This window comes from Rossellomorea sp. SC111, from assembly GCF_024733565.1.
In the GTDB taxonomy this organism is placed as follows: Bacteria; Bacillota; Bacilli; order Bacillales; family Bacillaceae_B; genus Rossellomorea.
Window position 1 is genome coordinate 15,753 of the sequence record NZ_JANIOC010000019.1, and the last position, 18,178, is coordinate 33,930.

Here is an 18,178-nt window from a genome sequence, read left to right on the forward strand (position 1 = left end):
CTCTCTTTTTAGAACTTTCCCAGAGATTTGATTGAAATTGTCGAATTTTAATTCAAACGAGACTTGACATATCACAATAATTAGTTTATTCCTTAAGAGTTTAGTCTAAACCTATTTTAAATATTTTTATCACAATTTTTTATTATAGTATAATCGGACAAGTTTGACCACTATAAAAACTTAATTCCTTCAAGGTTTTTGTTCATGGTTTGAAATTCATCAAACTTTGTTTAGAAAATGAAGAGAGTGGTGGTTGATTTCCGCTCCAGGTGCTCGCTTTCCGCGGGGCTGGCGGTGAGCCTCCTCGGCTGCAAGTGGTGCCCTACCCTTGTCCAGCTCCGGCGGCTAGCCCCTCGAGGTCATAAGCTAAATGGTCCAAGAAGGCAAAAAACGCCTTCCCGGCCCATTCATCTTATGCTTGTCGGGGCTGAGCAAGCCGCCTCCGCTTTTCGTTGTTTCCCGCAGGAGTCGAGCACCTTCCGCTCCAATCAACTTTCGAAGGATAGATTTTCACTAAAACTAAAGAGATTATCAATTTAATCAACCCATCATTCTGCAGGTGCAGAAGATATCGATTTTAAATATTTTAAAGTTCTGGTTTGTGAAAAAGGCCTAAATAAAAGATGATTCCACCGTTTTTCAGGGGGAATCATCTTTTTATGTACACGGTCATACTAATGACCGCCGATCAATCGTTGGCTTTATGGTAAATATTTGTTATGACATTGGCTGTTTCTTCGACGGCCTTGTTGGTTACGTCAATGACGTGACATCCGATGCGGTCCGTAATTTTTTCAAAATACGTCAGTTCATCTTCAATACGTTTTATATTCGCGTAGCTCGCCTGATCGTTCAATCCAAGCGACTTTAATCTTTCCCTGCGGATCGTATTCAACTTCTCCGGGCTGATTTTTAATCCGAAGCATTTCTTGGGTGAAACCATAAATAATTCTTCCGGCGGATCTACTTCCGGTACAAGTGGAACATTCGCCACTTTGATCCTTTTCAGTGCAAGGTATTGAGACAGAGGGGTTTTTGACGTCCTGGACACTCCGACAAGTACAATGTCCGCCCTGAGGATTCCCCGCGGGTCACGCCCATCATCGTATTTGACGGCAAATTCAATGGCTTCCACCTTCTTGAAGTAGTCGTCATCAAGCTTTCTGACAGTCCCGGGTTCAAACAACGGTTCCCTTTGGTAGGAAGATTGAAATTTGTCCATCAGTGGACCGATGATATCAAATGCATAGAGCTCTTCCTTTTCAGATTGTTCTTTAATGTATGCACGCATATCCGGCTTTACAAGGGTATACACAATCAACCCCTGATTGAGCTTCGCCAAGGAAATCACTTCATCGATATGTTCGGTGTCCTCTATATACGGAAAGCGTTTAATGACCGTATTGGAACCATTGAATTGGCTAATCGCCGCTTTTGTGACTAATTCGGCAGTCTCACCCACCGAGTCGGATACAACATAGATGATCGGTTCTTTCACGATCGTTCACCACCTTCTAATATTCATCTGCCAACGCAACAAATGCTTTTGTTATATTGGTCTTGGTAATCCTGCCTATGACTTCTAAATCACCCTTTTCGGTCTTTTTGATGACAGGGACAGAGTCAATTTGCTTATGAATCAAGTCTTTCGCCACACCGATCAGCTGATCATCCTTTTCACAAACCGTGATATTGGGCATCCTTGTCATAATAATATTCACCGGCAATGTACTGAGTTCCTGCTTCCCGATACTCGCTCTTAAGAGATCTTTACGGGAGAGGACACCCACTAAGTATGTATTGGCGTCCACGACAAACAATGTTCCCACATCTTCCAGAAACATCGCTACGATGGCATCATACACGGAAACATTTTCATTCACCACAACTGGAATCGATTGATAGTCCTTGACGAATATTTTGTTCAGGTTCTCCGTCAATAGCTGTGTCCCTGTTTTCCCTGTATAGAAATACCCCACCCTCGGACGGGCATCCAAGTAACCTGCCATGGTCAAGATGGCAAGGTCGGGTCTCAGAGTCGCCCTCGTTAAATTTAATTGATCCGCTATCTGTTCACCAGTGATAGGCCCATTGTCTTTCACTATTTGCAGAATATGTTCTTGACGCTTATTAAGTTCGATTGTTACTCACCACCTAACGGTCAAACGATTTATGTTATACTTTATATTAAATATTATATACTATTTAACCGAAATGAAAAGAGCATATTATCATCCATTTGTGACAACCTATAGCTAAATTTCACTTTACAAAGAGTATCTTCTTTTGAACAAAACTTCAAATCTTTTCTCTTCTCTAAATCATTAGTTGTTTTTATTTCTTTATCATGATAAAATGTCTTCATCTTATAACCAATAAGGCTATGATGGATCAATAATCCTTGCTGACCGATAAGCGACTGGGGATAGTGAAAGCCCAGAAGGCATGGAGACGGCAATCCGGAGCTATTTATCGTTTAAAAGTGGGTATACTTCCATGTATATCAACTAGGGTGGAACCGCGAGTAACAAGCTCGTCCCTAGGCCTCAAGCGCCTAAGGACGAGCTTTTTTATTTACATAAATGATAAAAGGAGTGACTTATATGTCAATGGAACAAGTAGTCAACTTAGCAAAGCACAGGGGGTTTGTCTTTCCCGGTTCTGAAATTTACGGAGGACTTGCCAACACATGGGATTACGGTCCGCTTGGTGTAGAGTTAAAAAACAATATTAAAAAAGCTTGGTGGAAAAAATTCGTACAGGAATCCCCTTATAATGTAGGCCTTGATGCAAGTATCCTGATGAATCCGCAAACATGGGTAGCTTCCGGACACGTTGGAAACTTCAATGATCCGATGATCGACTGTAAGCAGTGTAAAACACGTCACCGCGCAGACAAAATCATCGAAAACGCCCTTGAGACAAAAGGCATCGAGATGATCGTCGATGGTCTTTCATTCGAGAAAATGGAAGAAATCATTAAAGAGCATGATATTGCGTGTCCTGATTGCGGAAGCCGCGATTTCACGGATATCCGCCAATTTGATCTTATGTTCAAAACCCATCAGGGAGTAACGGAATCTTCTACAAATGAAATTTATTTACGGCCTGAAACAGCACAGGGGATCTTTGTAAACTTCAAAAATGTTCAGCGATCCATGCGTAAGAAGATGCCTTTTGGTATTGCGCAAGTAGGTAAAAGCTTCCGAAATGAAATCACTCCTGGTAATTTCACATTCAGAACCCGTGAATTCGAACAAATGGAACTGGAATTCTTCTGTAAACCTGGTGAAGACCTTGAGTGGTTCTCATACTGGCGCGAATTCTGTAAAAACTGGTTACTGAATCTTGGAATGAGCGAAGACAATATGAGACTGCGTGATCATGATCAAGATGAATTATCCCATTACAGCAACGCGACTACGGATATCGAATACAAATTCCCGTTTGGCTGGGGTGAGCTTTGGGGTGTGGCAGATCGTACGGACTTCGACCTGAAGCGTCATATGGAACACTCGAATGAGGACTTCCACTACATGGATCCACAAACGAATGAAAAATATGTACCATACTGCATCGAGCCTTCCCTTGGGGCAGACCGGGTAACCCTTGCATTCCTATGCGATGCATTCGAAGAAGAGGAACTCGAGAACGATTCACGTACTGTGTTACGTTTTCACCCGGCATTGGCTCCGTTCAAAGCGGCTGTCCTGCCACTTTCTAAAAAGCTTTCTGACGATGCATTCAAAGTGTACGAAGAGCTCTCCCAGGATCTCATGATCGACTTCGACGAAACGGCTTCCATCGGGAAACGTTACCGCCGCCAGGACGAAATCGGTACACCATTCTGCATCACATTTGACTTTGACTCTGTAGAAGACGGTCAAGTAACCGTACGTGACCGTGACACAATGGAGCAAGTCAGAATGCCGATCAGTGAAGTGAAAGCCTTTTTGCAAGAGAAAATCAAATTTTAAACCCCTAAAGCGGAGGCGGCTCGTTCAGCCCCGACAAGCATATCTGGAAAATCCCTGAAGGCGTTTTTTGCCTTTGGGGATTTTTTAGATATGGCCTCGAGGGGCTAGCCGCCGGAGCTAGCAGATACAATTAAAAAAATCAGGCCCATTCACAAAAGTGAATGGGCCTTTCTATATCACAAGCAGCATCTATAATACTAGAATAAGTCCTTAAGGTTATCCATTTGGTCCAGAAACCTCCTGGACTTTAATGTAAGACCTGAGTTTTCATCGTAATAAGTCCTGATTACCCGCTTCAATTGATGTTTCGTTTCATCTTTCACCGATATATTTCCCAATCGATTGAGGTCGAAATAGTAAAATACCCTGAGAAGCTTCACAGTGCTTTGTGAGATCGGTAAATGATGTGGATCTTCACTTAAACAGCGATGACAGATGAATCCATTTTCTTTAAAAGAAAAAGCGAATTCACCATCGGTTTCCCCACATACAGCACATCCATTCAGGTGAGGATATAACCCCAATACAGGGAGCATCTTCATTTCAAAAATATGCATCAGGATTTCCGGGTCATAGTCTTCATTCAAGTAGTGAAGAGTCTTGTAAAGCAATTCAAACAGGAAGGGGTTCGGCTTTCGGTCCTCGGTCGCTTTATCAAGGAGGTCGACGATGTAAGTGGCGTAAGCCGTCTTAAACAGATCCTCCCTCACATGCCTCAGGGACTCTGCCATTTCTCCCTGTTGAAGGGTACCCAGCCCGCTTCCTTTGATAAAAAGGAAATAACCATATGTAAACAATTGTGAAATGGCGGATAGACGGCTATTAGGTTTCTTGGCCCCTCTAGCCATCAATCCAATCTTTCCGAATTCCCGTGTATATATGGTAACAATTTTGTTCGACTCACCGTAATGATTGGTTCGAATGACAATTCCTTCACACTTCTGCAGCATTTAGCCACCTCCCGATCCTCTATCTTCCCGGGTGATGACAAACTTATCACGTTAAAGGAAAATCTACTTCCGCTGTTTCTTCTTCAAAGCTGTAAGGATCCTCAAAGGTCTCCTTCTCAAGCTCCTTAAAAAGGAGATAGGTGTCGATACTTCCTGTCTGCGAAAAAAATTTCCATGTTAAGTCTAACATTAAAAAACCCACCTTTCTGGATTTAAACTAGCAAGACTTCATAAGCTATCTTGTGATTAGAATGAGCATTTTCTCTCTAAAACATGTGGCCTAAATATTGTTAATTATCAATATTCGTCGTCGCTGAAGCCAAAGTCACGAAGGTTTGCAGATCGGTTTCGCCAATCCTTCTGTACCTTCACCCATAGTTCAAGATAAACCTTTGATCCCAACAGGTTCTCGATATCTACGCGCGCTCGCTTTCCGACTTCTTTGAGCATGGAACCCTGCTTACCGATGACAATCCCCTTCTGGGAATCTCTCTCTACAATGATGGTGGCGATGACGTCTACGAGGTCCTTCTCTTCTTTTCTCTCCATCTTGTCGATCACGACCGCAATACTGTGAGGAATCTCTTCCCGTGTCAGGTGCAGGACCTTTTCCCGGATCAGTTCTGACACGATAAAGCGTTCAGGATGGTCGGTAATCTGATCTGCAGGATAAAATTGAGGCCCTTCCGGTAATTGATCCTTCAGTACCTGCAACAGTTGATCGACGTTATTCCCTTCGAGTGCTGAGATCGGGACGGTCGCCGCGAACGGGAACAGGTCATTGTATTGTTGAATCATAGGCAGTAAAGCGTCTGGATGGATCTGGTCGATTTTATTAAGAATGAGGTAGACCGGTGTTTTTACACCTTTCAGCTTCTCTATGATGAAGTGATCTCCTTTTCCCAATCCTTCCTCGACGTTCACCATGAACAATATGACGTCCACTTCTTTTAAAGTGTTCTGAGCAATCTTCATCATGAAGTCTCCCAGTTTATGTTTCGGTTTGTGAATTCCAGGAGTGTCGATGAATATCATCTGGGCATCATCTGTCGTGTAAACTCCTTGAACTTTGTTGCGTGTCGTCTGGGGCTTATCACTCATAATGGCGATCTTTTGACCGATGACCCGGTTCAGGAAAGTGGATTTCCCTACGTTTGGTCTTCCGATGATGGAGATAAAGCCTGATTTGTATTCTGTACTGCTGACATTATTACTCATTTAGATCCTCCGGTGAAAAAGCTCCTGGTAATAGTTCTGCTACGGTTAATTCTTCAACATCGCCCTTCAGGTTCGTCAAAACGACTTTCATTTCTTTCGGACAAAGTTCTGAAATGACTTGCCGGCATGCTCCACATGGTGGAACAGGTCTTGCCGTGTCTGCCACAACCGCAATCATCGAATAGTCTACTTCGCCCTCTGAATATGCCTTGAATAAAGCAGTCCGTTCAGCACAGTTACACATGCTGTAAGCTGCATTTTCAATATTGCAACCGTGAAAGACCTTACCGTCCTTTGACAGAAGAGCCGCTCCCACCTTGAATTTACTATAGGGTACGTATGCTTTTTCCCTCGCTAGTTTAGCTTCTTGTATCAATTGTTCTGCATTCATTGATTTAACTCTCCTTTTAACCCTTACACATTCATTTTACTACAATTTTCATAAAAGAAAATGGGCTGTTATCATTTTGTAATAAAATAGTTAGATAATTCAAACTATTTATCGATTTTGTTCTTTGCTCCACTTATTCTATACAAGTATAAGAACGTTTTCAAATGAATTAAAGGCCGCAGGGAAGAAATCGCTCAATTTCTTCCCTGCGGCCTTTATTTTGCGGTGTTACAATGCCTTTTTCAGATCAGAGGATCCGTTCCAAAAGCTTGGGAAGAAAGATGATGGTTCCTACTATGGCAGTACAAACCGCGAAGAGAAGGACCGCAGCCGAAGCCAGATCCTTCGCAGCCTTCGCAAGCGGATGGTACTCTTCTGTGGTAAGATCGACTGCTTTTTCAATGGCTGTATTCATCGTTTCAAGAGCAAGCACGGAAAAGACAAGGATGATCAGTATGATCCATTCCATGACGGATACTGAGAGCAGGTAGGCAAGTAAGAAAACGATAATCCCTGCGAATGAATGAATTCTGAAGTTCTGTTCCGTTGCCCAGACAGACTTCATTCCTTTCCCTGCATATCCAAAGGATTTAATGAACCGGAATAAGCCGAATTTAGTCCCTTTTGAGTCCATATTCATCTAAAATGTCCTTTTGTTTCTTGAACATCTTCTTTTCCTCTTCTTCTTCCATATGATCGTAGCCTAATAAATGAAGGAAGCCGTGAAGGGCAAGAAAACCAAGTTCACGGGATATAGAATGGTTGTATTCTTCCGCCTGTTCTTTCGTACGGTCAATGGAAATGATGATGTCCCCAAGAACGCGGGGAATCTCTCCCCCAATGATTTCGATCTCGTCTTCCCCCAGTTCTTCAAGGGCAAATGAGATCACATCTGTCGGCTGATCCTTATCCCGGTATTCCCGGTTAATTTCCTGGATTCGATCATTTGTCACAAAGGTCACGGACACTTCACTTTCATCCTCGACCCCTTCTTTTTCTGCAGCAAAGTTCAGGATATTTTGAACCAGCTGTGTCTGCTCCTCGGATACTGTTTCTGTTTCGTCAATAAAGTCGATCAATAATGTCATGCTTCTTCTCCTTTTGCTTGAAGTTCCGGATATTCGATTCTCGGATGGAAGATTCCATTCAACGTCTCACACAGAGAACGCTTAACTGTCTCTAACTGCTTCAAAGATATATCACACTCGTTGAACTGACCGTCCTGCAGGCGGTCTTGTACGATCGAGTGGACGAGCTGCTTAATTTCTGCTTGCGTAGGAGATTTTTTCGACCTGACAGCCGCTTCCACGCTATCTGCAATGCTGATGACAGCCGCTTCCCTCGTCTGAGGTTTAGGACCTGGATAGCGATATTCTTCTTCCTTAACATCTTTCCCTTGTTCTTTTGCCTTATAATAGAAAAATTTCAACAGTGTCGTTCCGTGATGCTGCTCGGCGATGTCGACGATTTCCTTTGGCAATTTATGCTTCCGGAGCATCTGGGCTCCATCTGAAGCATGACTAATAATAACATCCCTGCTTGTTTCAGGCGAGACCCGGTCATGGGGGTTCCCCATATTCAGTTGATTCTCGATAAAGAAATGCGGCCGTTTTGACTTTCCTACATCATGATAGTAGCAGCCGACCCTTGCGAGTAGACCGTTAGCCCCGATGGCTTCACACGCGGCTTCCGCAAGGTTCGCCACCATGACGCTGTGATGATAGGTACCAGGCGCATCGGTCAACAACTTCTTCAATAACGGCTGTGTAGGACTTGAAAGCTCGACCAGTCTCATGGATGAAAGAATCCCGAATCCCGCTTCAAAAAACGGGAGGAAACCGATCGTGAGGATGGAAGACATGATACCCGATACGAGGGCAAACACTATATAATACACATATTCACTATTCGAATAGGAAGTACCGCTCAATAGGATTAAAAATCCAAGAATCAGGATATTGACCAGTGCTACGTAGATTCCTGCCCTTAAAATATTCGAACGCTGATTTCGGCTTACAAGGAAAAGAATCCCGGATACACCGCTGAATAACGTATAAATCGCAATTTCGATATCGATGGAGCCCGAGAATTGCTGGTGAAACACGATACTCGAGCATGCAGAAAGGATGAATACCATCATCATGGCGATCCGTTCATTCAGTAGGATCCTCAATATCATACCCGTGAACGCCGCCGGGAATATGAAGGCAATATCGTTGATCTCCAGCTGTTCTATCAGTCCGACGATCTTCATGATCAGTAGTGATATGACAAATACGATGCTTGTGAGGATCAAGTAATTCTGCTTCCGCTCCTCGGTGACTTCAAGTGTGTAGAAGAAATAATATAATGAACTGATCACAACCAGGACAAAGAGGGCGAGTCCTATATACGGCCTGAAGGAGAACGTATCCTCTACCATCCCCAGAGACTTCAGGATACTGTATTTTTTAGGTGTGATCAGCTCCCCGTCTTCTACGATGACCCCGCCTTCAATGATTTCCACCTTTTCCACGTTTGCCTCGGCGAGCTTCTTTAACTCATCCGTTTTTTCAGCATCGTAGTAAAGCGTCGGCTCAATGGCGACTTTCCCCAGTTTGACTGCTGCGGTGGATAAATCACCTTTAAACGAATAGTTGGTGATTCGTTGTTCTAAATTCAATTTTGCTTCATTTAATTCTTCCTCTTTCACCCCGTTTTCCATGATGATTTTCATCTGCGTGGAAACGATGGTTTCTACACGGGATAAGTCATCTTCTGAGGCCTCGAGGAGCGTTTTTAACACATCATCACTCAGACTGTTGGTGACATTATTATTCTTATCCTTCGGCAACTTGGCTTTCAAGAGCTTTAGCTGTTCATTTGGATCCTGACTAGGTGGAGGTTTTAGATCTTCCTCTTCCCCCTCCGGCTGTTTCTCGCTTTTCACTTCATTTACACTTTCCAACAAAGAGTGAATCAATGAAGTGGAGTTGTCGATCGCCCCTTCTTTCGGGGTATATACACTCGCCACTTCTGCCTTTGCTTCTTCCTTCTTCTTGGCAGTGGCCTCCTCATCGACGAATTTCTTAGGAGCCCTTATCGTGGTGGGGGCATCTTCATATAAATGAATATCCAGCGTTTTCGGTGTCACATTTCCATATAGGACACCGAAAACAATGATGCCGAGCAGTACAAATAAGAGATTGGTAAATAATCGGTAGCTGAGAAAGCTCCTTATCTTGAGTAGAAATGGGTGAGTTTGCATAAAGAACCCCCTGTTATGTATAAACAATTTCAGATAGCCATCTGTAAAGGCATTTAGTAATTATGTAAAATGATAACAGTTTTTGACTTATTTATCTATGTATTGCCCTACAAAAAAGATTGATCCAGGGACATGCCGGATCTTATGATGGCGGCATGGATCAACTGGATCAATCTCTCACTGTCTATTTTTCGATTGTCTCATAGGCATCGATTATTTTCGCGACCAACGGATGACGAACGACATCGGCTTGGTCGAGGTAAATGAACGACACTCCTTTAACATCTTTTAAAATCCGTTCAGAAGAAATCAATCCTGACTCGCTACCCCTTGGCAGATCCACTTGGGAACGGTCTCCCGTAATGATCATCTTGGAATCAAAGCCGAGCCTTGTCAGGAACATTTTCATTTGGGCCTTCGTTGTATTCTGGGCCTCATCAAGTATAACAAACGCATCATCCAGTGTACGACCCCTCATATAGGCAAGGGGGGCGATTTCGATGGTACCCCTCTCGATCAGACGGGTAGTATGCTCTGCTCCCAATACATCATGCAGGGCGTCATATAAGGGGCGGAGATAAGGGTCCACCTTTTCCTTCAAGTCACCCGGAAGGAACCCGAGACTCTCACCCGCTTCCACAGCCGGCCTCGTCAGGATGATTTTCTTGACCTGCCCATTCTTTAAGGCATGTACAGCCATGACAACGGCCAAATAGGTCTTCCCTGTTCCGGCCGGGCCGATCCCGAACACCATGTCATGCTTCTTGATCGATTGGATGTATTGGCGCTGCCCCAGGGTTTTCACCCTGATGGATTTACCTTTGGCGTTCTTTGTAATCTCTTCATTGTACAACTCTGTAAAATATTCAAGCGTCCCTTGTCTGCCCATCTCTATGGCATAATGGACGTCACGCTGGCCGATATTGATCCCTTTACGGATCACGGCCACCAGTCGATCAGAAATATCAACGGCTAGACTTACATCTTCTTCTTTACCTGAAACCAGCAACTCTTCGCCTCTTGTTACGATCGAAACGTGTAATTCCTGTTCTATTAATTTAAGGTGAGAATCTGAAACACCAAACAAAGCGATGGCTTCATTGGGGTTTTCAAGTTGTAATTTCATTAAGATTTCATCTGACATTCGTTAGTCTCCTTGAATAAGTGGTTGTCCTTCTGCAATATTTTCTATTACTTTGAAGTGAATGGTTACCCTAACTTTACCATTCTCCACCTTTTCTTGCAAAATTTTTTCCCCTCTTATTTCTGCATCTTCCGGAAGGGAGGATTCCAGGTTACTTTTTGCAAGCTTTTTCGCAGCCATGATCGCCTCGGATTTTGTGTAGGTCCTCTCCACATCCTCTTTCTCTTTCATGCTGCGATCAATATAATAAACCGGAAGCTCCCATTTCAAAAAACGCAGGGGCTTTTTCGTTTCTTCCACAACGACGTCCTTAAATTCTGTTTTCCCGAATCCCCATACCTGGATATTCATTGAACCGAACCCAAGATAATGTTTTCGTTTCTCGTTTCCGCTGAACACGATAAATCGTGACTTCAGCGGGAGTTCAACCGATGTCTTATACCATGTTTCCCCGAGTATCTTCGCTTTCGCCGAGACCCCTTTCTGCTCTTTTTCATTCCCGATCAAACCCGACACAAGGAGCTGTCCTTTATTGACGTAGTCATTGACGCTCACCTGGGGATCCCCTTCTTCTACAAACATGTCTGTGATGATGGCTTTCTTTTTGGCGACAATATGCTGCAGGCCAGATGATTCAGGGGGCAGGGGGGCATTCTTTTCCACGACTTGAAAATGAAAGGTTGTCCCTTGTAACTCCACCCCTACCCACGTGATATTATTCATCCTGTAGGATAGCTCACGCTGAATGTTCTCAACATCGGGGATGGAGAACTGCATCTTCCCCTTGGAAACACCCATCTCCTCGAGTTCCTTTCGTATACTGTGCTCGGTTTGAGGTGACGCACCTTTGATCTCTATGCCCCACACCATATTGGAAAGAAGGAATACGATGATGAAGAATGCCAGTCCACCGATCATGAAACCCGAATTTTTCAGTGATCTCTTGAATAGAAAGGGAACCCCCTGCCCTCTTAGAAATGTCACTTTACACTCGGATGCCCGTACTGCTCTTCGGAAGTTATGTACATCTTCTAAGGATAAGTAAAAGGTGATGGTCTCCGTTCCCGCTCTCTTCACATTCCAGATTGTGATACCAGCCCGGAGCAATTGATTGATGACCCGCTCAACTAATCTGCCTTCCATTTTCACAAATACCTTTCCCCTCAGAAAGGTGAACCATTGATTCTTCAAATCCGTCCCCCCTATTGTTCTAAATAGATCACTTCTACGATCTTCCCCTGAAGGAGAATTTCTTCCGGAAGGATCATCTTAATGACAAATTGCTCCCCTTTTATTAACAGTTGACCTTGTTTAAGCAGAAGCCGCACCTCCCGATCTGTGAAGGTCAACAGACCCCGGTGATTTTCTATATAGATATGAATTTGTCCAATCATTGTGACGCGAGGAAGGTCCATCATGACATCTTCGGGTAAATCCATTTTCTGTGTCATCCATTTACGCATATGTTGTAAAAAGCTTTTTGCCATAAAAAAAGAACCCCCTTTCATCTCATATTTATGAAATGAAAAGGGGTTTCATCACTTTTATTTTTGATGATGGCGTTTTTTTGATTTCGGAGGACCGAACACCTCTGAAAAAATAAATCCTTTTACGATATCATCTTCATTTTTAAAATCAAGGATCAGACCTGAACCCTCGCGAATCTTCTTTGCCCGGTTTTGGTGGGCTTCAAGCTTTCTTGAATATCGTTCTTCTTGTTTCTGAAGGCTGGAATAAGTAGCTTCCGTTTCCCTCTTTTTATCTTCAAAACGGGTTTGAATGGAAGAAACAGCCTCTTTTACAGGCTCTTTGTATGCCCTCGGTTCCCTCCGTCCGCTTCTTTCGCTCTCCGCTCTTTCCCTGCCTCTTCCAACAGGCTCGGGAGAAGCGGGCGAGGCCGTTTGAATCGGCTTTTGCCTCACGGGTTTATTGGAAGGAGACTGTTTCTTTTTATTAAAAATGGATGTGATGATCCCGATCAATATAGCAATGATCAATGGCTCCATTGGGAATACTCCTTTCTGAACAAAGGGAGATTACTTATCACTCTTCGGATCTTTTTTATCCCCTGTCAGCTTTCCGATCGAGTCTCTCATTTCTGTATCGGCGTCGATATTCTTTATGTTCATATAGTCCATCACACCGATGTTACCTGACCTGAGTGCTTCAGCCATGGCAAGAGGTACTTCTGCTTCTGCTTCCACAACCTTCGCTCTCATCTCTTCTACCCTTGCTTTCATTTCCTGCTCATTGGCAACGGCCATCGCTCTTCTTTCTTCCGCTTTCGCTTGAGCAATGTTCTTATCAGCTTCCGCTTGTTCTGTTTGCAGTTCCGCTCCGATATTCTTGCCGATATCAACGTCCGCAATATCAATCGAGAGGATCTCGAATGCCGTACCTGCGTCCAACCCTTTTGAAAGAACTGTTTGAGAAATCAAATCCGGGTTTTCCAATACCTTTTTGTGATTGTCGGATGAACCGATTGTCGATACAATCCCTTCCCCTACACGGGCAACGATCGTCTCTTCCCCGGCACCCCCGACAAGGCGGTCGATATTCGCACGGACGGTAATACGGGCCTTGGCCTTCACTTCGATTCCATCCATGGCCACACCCGCGATGAACGGTGTTTCGATCACTTTAGGGTTAACACTCATTTGAACAGCTTCAAGTACGTCACGACCTGCAAGGTCAATAGCCGCAGCACGCTCAAACGTCAATTCAATATTTGCACGATGAGCCGCAATCAGTGCATTGACCACTCTGTCTACGTTACCGCCAGCTAAATAGTGACTCTCCAGCTGATTGATCGTTACCGTGATTCCTGCTTTGTGGGCTTTAATCAGTGGATTGATCACACGGCTCGGGATAACACGTCTTAATCTCATCCCCACAAGTGTGAAAATGCTGATCCTGACTCCTGCCGCGATTGCTGAAATCCACAGCATGACTGGTACAAATGTAAATAATACAGCTAAAACGATAATGCCCACCACAATTGCCACGAGCAGTAAAATGGTACTTGGTCCTATAACCATATCTTCTTACCTCCTAAAATATTATGAAATATCTCTTACAACAATCCTTGACCCTTCCACCTTCACAATTTTAACCTTTTCACCGGCTTTGATAAAGCCGCCTTCTGTCACTGCGTCGATTCTTTCTTCCTCCACAATCACGGTTCCGGATGGCCTTAAAGGTGTTTTGGTCACACCTACCATTCCAATCAGATCCAATCGATTGGCATTTGATACATATCCGCTTTCTGTGCTGGTGGAATCGTTTAAAATGATTTTGTTAAAAAATTTCATTTTTTTACCAAACACCTTTACAAAGATAATCACTGTTGCAACGGCAATCAATAAAGCGATCAAAAGAGAGATTCCCATTTGCATCATATCGCCCCCTGCCAACATAATACTTGCAAGGATCGCCCCTATACCGAGTCCCCCTGCTAATCCACCAGGGAGGAAAAACTCCGCCACTATAAGGATGATACCAATGATGAAAAGAATAATGGTTTCATATCCCGCAAGCCCTGCAACTAAGTGTCCATAAAAGAATAATACAAGGGAAATCAAGCCGACAGAACCGGCAATTCCAAAGCCGGGTGAATACAGTTCCACAATCAGCCCAATGCTCGCCAAAGATAAAAGAATGGGGACAACGACAGGATTAGTGATGAAGCGGGCGAGTTTTTCCGCGAACGTTTCATCCACCCGTTTCACAGAGGATTTATCCACTCCAATTGTTTCATACAGTTCATCGAGGTTCCGGACTGTGCCTTCCGAGTACCCGATTTCCTTCGCTTCCTTTGATCCCAGCGTCAATAGTTCCCCTTTTTCAATCCCCAACTCTTCTATGACAAGGGAATCATCTGCCATGGCCAGAGCATATTGAGGATCTCTCCCATTTGATTCAGCGGCACTTTTCATGGCAGACAGCCAGTAACTCTGGGCTTTCTTATCTGCCGCATTCCCCTCCTGGTCAATGACCGCTGCTGCACCCATCTGTCCATTCGGGACCATATAGATTTCATCTGCATGGAGGGAAATGAATGCTCCCGCAGACAGCGCATGGTCGTCTACAAACGCAATGGTTTTCGCATCGATTCCATCCAGGAGCTGCCCAATCTCGCCTGCGGCATCCACCAATCCCCCAGGTGTATCAATATCGAAAATGATCAGTTCAGCATTGTCGTCTTCCGCATCTTTAATCGCTCTTTCCAAAAAGGCATGAAGTCCCCTTTCCACTTCCTTTTGAATGGGAATCACGTATACCTTACCCGAATCCGCGGCTGAACTGATCAGCGGCTGAATAAAGCTGCACCCAAGAATCAGCATCAACATTACAAGTATACTTCTTCTCAACTTAACCCCCTCGTTTCAGGTAATATTCCTTGATACTTTATGTACGGATGACCCACTATTAAAGTTTCATCTTTTTGAAAAAATATGTAATAAAAAGTGTCCAGGTTCCCCTATTCCACCTGGAATCGATTTTAAAAAAACCGGAAAGCTTCAAAGCTTTCCGGTTTCTTTTAATCTTATGATAGATGTTGAAGAACAAGTTTGTTGACGAGAGCCCCATCGGCTTTCCCTTTTAATTTAGGCATGATTGCTCCCATCACTTTGCCCATATCGGCTTTAGAAGTAGCACCTACCTCCGCTACCGTCTGTTCAACAATAGCAGAGACTTCTTCTTCTGAAAGCTGCTTAGGCATATATATTTCGACGTAAGTCAGTTCTGTTTGAATTTTTTCAACGAGGTCTTCGCGACCGGCGTTTTGAAATTCCTGGAGGGAGTCTTTCCGTTGCTTCACTTCTCGAGAAAGGACAGTCAACTCTTCGTCTTCAGAGAGTTCCTGTTTCCCATGTTTGATGGCTTCATTTTGAAGCGAAGCCTTAAGCATGCGGATAACGGAAAGCTTCTCTTTTTCTTTATTTTTCATCGCTTGTTTCATATCATCATTTAAACGATTGAGAAGACTCATACTTACACCCTCTCTTAGAACTTACGCTTTCTTGCAGCTTCTGATTTCTTTTTGCGTTTTACGCTTGGCTTTTCATAAAATTCGCGCTTTCTAAACTCTTGTAAAGTTCCTGTTTTAGAAACTGAGCGTTTGAAGCGACGAAGAGCATCTTCAAGCGATTCGTTTTTACGAACAACTGTTTTTGACATCTCTCTTTCCCTCCCTCCGAACACACTACACTTACATGTTCAAGTCAAGAAATGGTTTGTACCAATTTCTTAAGACGCAGAGATTTCTGACGTCCTTTACTTCACCAATAGGTTATGGCTTTGCCCTTGCCTTATTGTCACAAGGGGACAGAAAGTGTATGTCTTTCTTGGATGGATTCTTTAATATTGTAAAGAAATCCATGTACTTTGCCATTATAATATATGATATGTGTCAGGTCAACAATTTATCATAAAACACTCATATAAATAGGCATGTCTCATTGATTTTCCCCATACATTTGTATTAATCGTACTGGTGTACTGGAGGAATACAATGATCTTACATGGAATCGCCTTTATTTTTTTCATCTTATGCTTTTTATTCGGCATGACCTGGCTCAGGTCCGGGCTATTTAATATTGCAAATCAAAAAATCAAGGCCTGGCTTCATTATCTCACGAGCACCCCTGTCAAGGGTGTCATGACTGGGACCGTTGTCACCGCCTTTATTCACAGCAGTTCGGCCGTCATGGTCCTCACAGTGGGACTTGCTTCCTCCGGTCTGATCCCTTTCCGCCAAACCATCGGCATCATGCTTGGGTCAAATATCGGGACTACTTTCACTCTTGAAATGTTCACCCTGGATATGAACTATCTCATTGTCCCCTCTATGATCATCGGATGTGTACTGTATTTTTTCAGATCTCCTCAGATCAGAAGCAGCGGGATGATCTTTATAGGATTCGGATTGATCTTTACTTCGATCCGGGCCATCCAATGGCTTGCAACCCCTTTGACGACTCACGAGTCCTTGCGTTCTTACATGATTCAGGTTAATGAGCATCTTGTCCTTGCATTACTGATTGGATGCGTGTTAACGGCCATCATCCAATCGAGCACCGTCGTTACAGGAGTGACGATGGGGTTTCTGGCTGCAGGTTCGATTGATCTCCATGCAGGAATAGCCATTATGCTCGGTGCGAATGTCGGCACTTGTATCACAGCCTTCATTGCAAGCATCGGCGGCGGCACCCAGGCCAAGCTGACGGCATATGCGCATATCTGGCTGAATGTGATGGGTGTCGCCCTTTTCATTCCCTTTATCCCTTTGCTTGGTATGGTCGTACAGACGCTTGCCGGTTCTGCCGATCTGCAATTGGCACACGCCAGTGTCCTGTTCAACCTTCTATGTTCACTGCTTGTTCTTCCATTCGCCAATTCGTTTGCCCGGTTAATTGAAAAGGTTCACCTTCCAAAAAAAAGCTGAGCGGGTATGATGTACCCGCTCAGCTTTTTATCTTATTAATAATCTGAATCGCTTGTTAAACCTTGGACAATTTTCACACCTGAGCTGGCTCCTAAACGAGTAGCCCCGGCTTCGATCATCGCTTTTGCGTCTTCAAGGGAGCGTACGCCGCCTGAAGCCTTCACGCCGATATCAGGTCCGACCGTCTTTCTCATTAAAGCGATATCTTCTACCGTCGCACCGCCAGTCGAGAAACCGGTTGATGTTTTCACATAGTCTGCTCCTGCTTCCACAGCAAGTTGACATGCTTTTACTTTTTCTTCTTCAGTAAGAAGACATGTTTCAATGATGACTTTAGAAAGTGCCTTTCCTTTAGAAGCTGCCACGACAGCTTCAATGTCACGTTTTACTAGTTCATGGTCGCCGCTTTTCAGTGCACCGATATTGATGACCATATCGACTTCCGTTGCTCCTTTTTCGATCGCATCTTTTGTTTCAAACGCTTTCGTTTCAGGTGTAGAAGCTCCTAGGGGGAAACCGATCACGGTACACACTTTCACTTCTGTACCGCTTAATAATTCGCTTGAATATTGTACCCAAGTAGGATTTACACACACAGAAGCAAACTTGAATTCTTTCGCTTCCTGGCAAAGTACCTCCACTTGGTCTTTTCTTGATTCAGGTTTAAGTAAAGTATGATCGATCATACTTGCAATGTTCATAGTCATTTAATATCTCTCCTTTAACAGTTGTCCGTACCTCTCTTATCATACCAAAAATAAGAGAAAAAGACGAGCACTTTGTAGTATCTCCCAAAATAAAGA

General features: G+C 43.8%; 20 protein-coding genes. 2 read left to right on the top strand and 18 right to left on the bottom strand.

Translation table 11 applies throughout. The features are described from left to right. Positions 1 to 688: 688 nt before the first annotated feature. Both NQ095_RS19680 and ccpN read right to left on the bottom strand, forming a co-directional pair. Positions 689 to 1,501, bottom strand: coding sequence for a pyruvate, water dikinase regulatory protein (locus NQ095_RS19680; protein WP_258265184.1), 813 nt, complete (start codon positions 1,499 to 1,501; stop codon positions 689 to 691). 13 nt (positions 1,502 to 1,514) lie between these two features. Next, positions 1,515 to 2,141, bottom strand: a complete 627-nt coding sequence (gene ccpN, locus NQ095_RS19685) for a transcriptional regulator CcpN (RefSeq protein ID WP_258265185.1) — start codon at positions 2,139 to 2,141, stop codon at positions 1,515 to 1,517. A gap of 462 nt (positions 2,142 to 2,603) precedes the next feature. Here ccpN and NQ095_RS19690 point away from each other — a divergent pair, with 462 nt between their 5' ends. After that, a complete protein-coding gene (locus NQ095_RS19690) occupies positions 2,604 to 3,977 on the top strand; it encodes a glycine--tRNA ligase (protein ID WP_258265140.1) in 1,374 nt (457 codons plus the stop codon). Positions 3,978 to 4,174: 197 nt separating this feature from the next. Here the strand turns inward: NQ095_RS19690 and recO are convergent, their stop codons facing one another. The 15 genes from recO to rpsU all read right to left on the bottom strand — a co-directional run bounded on the left by recO (position 4,175) and on the right by rpsU (position 16,108). Continuing rightward, positions 4,175 to 4,927 carry a DNA repair protein RecO gene (gene recO / locus NQ095_RS19695; protein ID WP_060673477.1) on the bottom strand — a complete coding sequence of 251 codons (753 nt, stop codon included), beginning with the start codon at positions 4,925 to 4,927 and terminating at the stop codon, positions 4,175 to 4,177. Between the two features lie 46 nt (positions 4,928 to 4,973). Beyond that, positions 4,974 to 5,117, bottom strand: coding sequence for a YqzL family protein (locus NQ095_RS19700; protein ID WP_082386398.1), 144 nt, complete (start codon positions 5,115 to 5,117; stop codon positions 4,974 to 4,976). Positions 5,118 to 5,224: 107 nt separating this feature from the next. Next, positions 5,225 to 6,145 carry a GTPase Era gene (gene era, locus NQ095_RS19705; protein WP_258265141.1) on the bottom strand — a complete coding sequence of 307 codons (921 nt, stop codon included), beginning with the start codon at positions 6,143 to 6,145 and terminating at the stop codon, positions 5,225 to 5,227. After that, on the bottom strand, positions 6,138 to 6,536 hold the full coding sequence (locus tag NQ095_RS19710) for a cytidine deaminase (RefSeq protein WP_258265142.1): 399 nt from the start codon (positions 6,534 to 6,536) through the stop codon (positions 6,138 to 6,140). Before NQ095_RS19710 ends, era begins: the two co-directional genes overlap by 8 nt. Positions 6,537 to 6,783: 247 nt before the next feature. Next, the gene (locus NQ095_RS19715) at positions 6,784 to 7,176 is read right to left on the bottom strand and encodes a diacylglycerol kinase (RefSeq protein WP_258265143.1); all 393 of its coding nucleotides are present in this window, start codon (positions 7,174 to 7,176) and stop codon (positions 6,784 to 6,786) included. After that, entirely contained in the window at positions 7,151 to 7,624 is a 474-nt protein-coding gene (gene ybeY, locus NQ095_RS19720; RefSeq protein WP_258265144.1) for an rRNA maturation RNase YbeY, read from the bottom strand. Before ybeY ends, NQ095_RS19715 begins: the two co-directional genes overlap by 26 nt. Next, positions 7,621 to 9,783: an HD family phosphohydrolase gene (locus tag NQ095_RS19725; protein WP_258265145.1), complete on the bottom strand. Its 2,163-nt coding sequence runs from the start codon at positions 9,781 to 9,783 to the stop codon at positions 7,621 to 7,623. Before NQ095_RS19725 ends, ybeY begins: the two co-directional genes overlap by 4 nt. A gap of 184 nt (positions 9,784 to 9,967) precedes the next feature. After that, positions 9,968 to 10,927 carry a PhoH family protein gene (locus NQ095_RS19730; protein ID WP_258265146.1) on the bottom strand — a complete coding sequence of 320 codons (960 nt, stop codon included), beginning with the start codon at positions 10,925 to 10,927 and terminating at the stop codon, positions 9,968 to 9,970. Positions 10,928 to 10,930: 3 nt separating this feature from the next. After that, the gene (yqfD, locus tag NQ095_RS19735; RefSeq protein WP_258265147.1) at positions 10,931 to 12,118 is read right to left on the bottom strand and encodes a sporulation protein YqfD; all 1,188 of its coding nucleotides are present in this window, start codon (positions 12,116 to 12,118) and stop codon (positions 10,931 to 10,933) included. A gap of 11 nt (positions 12,119 to 12,129) precedes the next feature. Continuing rightward, positions 12,130 to 12,414 carry a sporulation protein YqfC gene (gene yqfC, locus NQ095_RS19740; protein WP_148969724.1) on the bottom strand — a complete coding sequence of 95 codons (285 nt, stop codon included), beginning with the start codon at positions 12,412 to 12,414 and terminating at the stop codon, positions 12,130 to 12,132. A 57-nt stretch (positions 12,415 to 12,471) separates the two neighbouring features. Then, on the bottom strand, positions 12,472 to 12,933 hold the full coding sequence (locus NQ095_RS19745; protein ID WP_258265148.1) for a hypothetical protein: 462 nt from the start codon (positions 12,931 to 12,933) through the stop codon (positions 12,472 to 12,474). 30 nt (positions 12,934 to 12,963) lie between these two features. Then, on the bottom strand, positions 12,964 to 13,959 hold the full coding sequence (gene floA, locus NQ095_RS19750) for a flotillin-like protein FloA (RefSeq protein WP_094075155.1): 996 nt from the start codon (positions 13,957 to 13,959) through the stop codon (positions 12,964 to 12,966). Positions 13,960 to 13,986: 27 nt separating this feature from the next. Next, positions 13,987 to 15,297, bottom strand: coding sequence for an NfeD family protein (locus NQ095_RS19755; RefSeq protein WP_258265149.1), 1,311 nt, complete (start codon positions 15,295 to 15,297; stop codon positions 13,987 to 13,989). A 176-nt stretch (positions 15,298 to 15,473) separates the two neighbouring features. After that, entirely contained in the window at positions 15,474 to 15,920 is a 447-nt protein-coding gene (locus tag NQ095_RS19760) for a GatB/YqeY domain-containing protein (RefSeq protein ID WP_034757488.1), read from the bottom strand. A 14-nt stretch (positions 15,921 to 15,934) separates the two neighbouring features. Then, on the bottom strand, positions 15,935 to 16,108 hold the full coding sequence (gene rpsU, locus NQ095_RS19765) for a 30S ribosomal protein S21 (RefSeq protein ID WP_032087602.1): 174 nt from the start codon (positions 16,106 to 16,108) through the stop codon (positions 15,935 to 15,937). Between the two features lie 334 nt (positions 16,109 to 16,442). Between rpsU and NQ095_RS19770 the strand changes: the two genes are divergently transcribed. Continuing rightward, positions 16,443 to 17,375 carry a Na/Pi symporter gene (locus tag NQ095_RS19770; RefSeq protein WP_258265150.1) on the top strand — a complete coding sequence of 311 codons (933 nt, stop codon included), beginning with the start codon at positions 16,443 to 16,445 and terminating at the stop codon, positions 17,373 to 17,375. A gap of 35 nt (positions 17,376 to 17,410) precedes the next feature. Here the strand turns inward: NQ095_RS19770 and deoC are convergent, their stop codons facing one another. Next, on the bottom strand, positions 17,411 to 18,082 hold the full coding sequence (gene deoC, locus NQ095_RS19775; protein ID WP_258265151.1) for a deoxyribose-phosphate aldolase: 672 nt from the start codon (positions 18,080 to 18,082) through the stop codon (positions 17,411 to 17,413). Between the last annotated feature and the right edge of the window lie 96 nt (positions 18,083 to 18,178).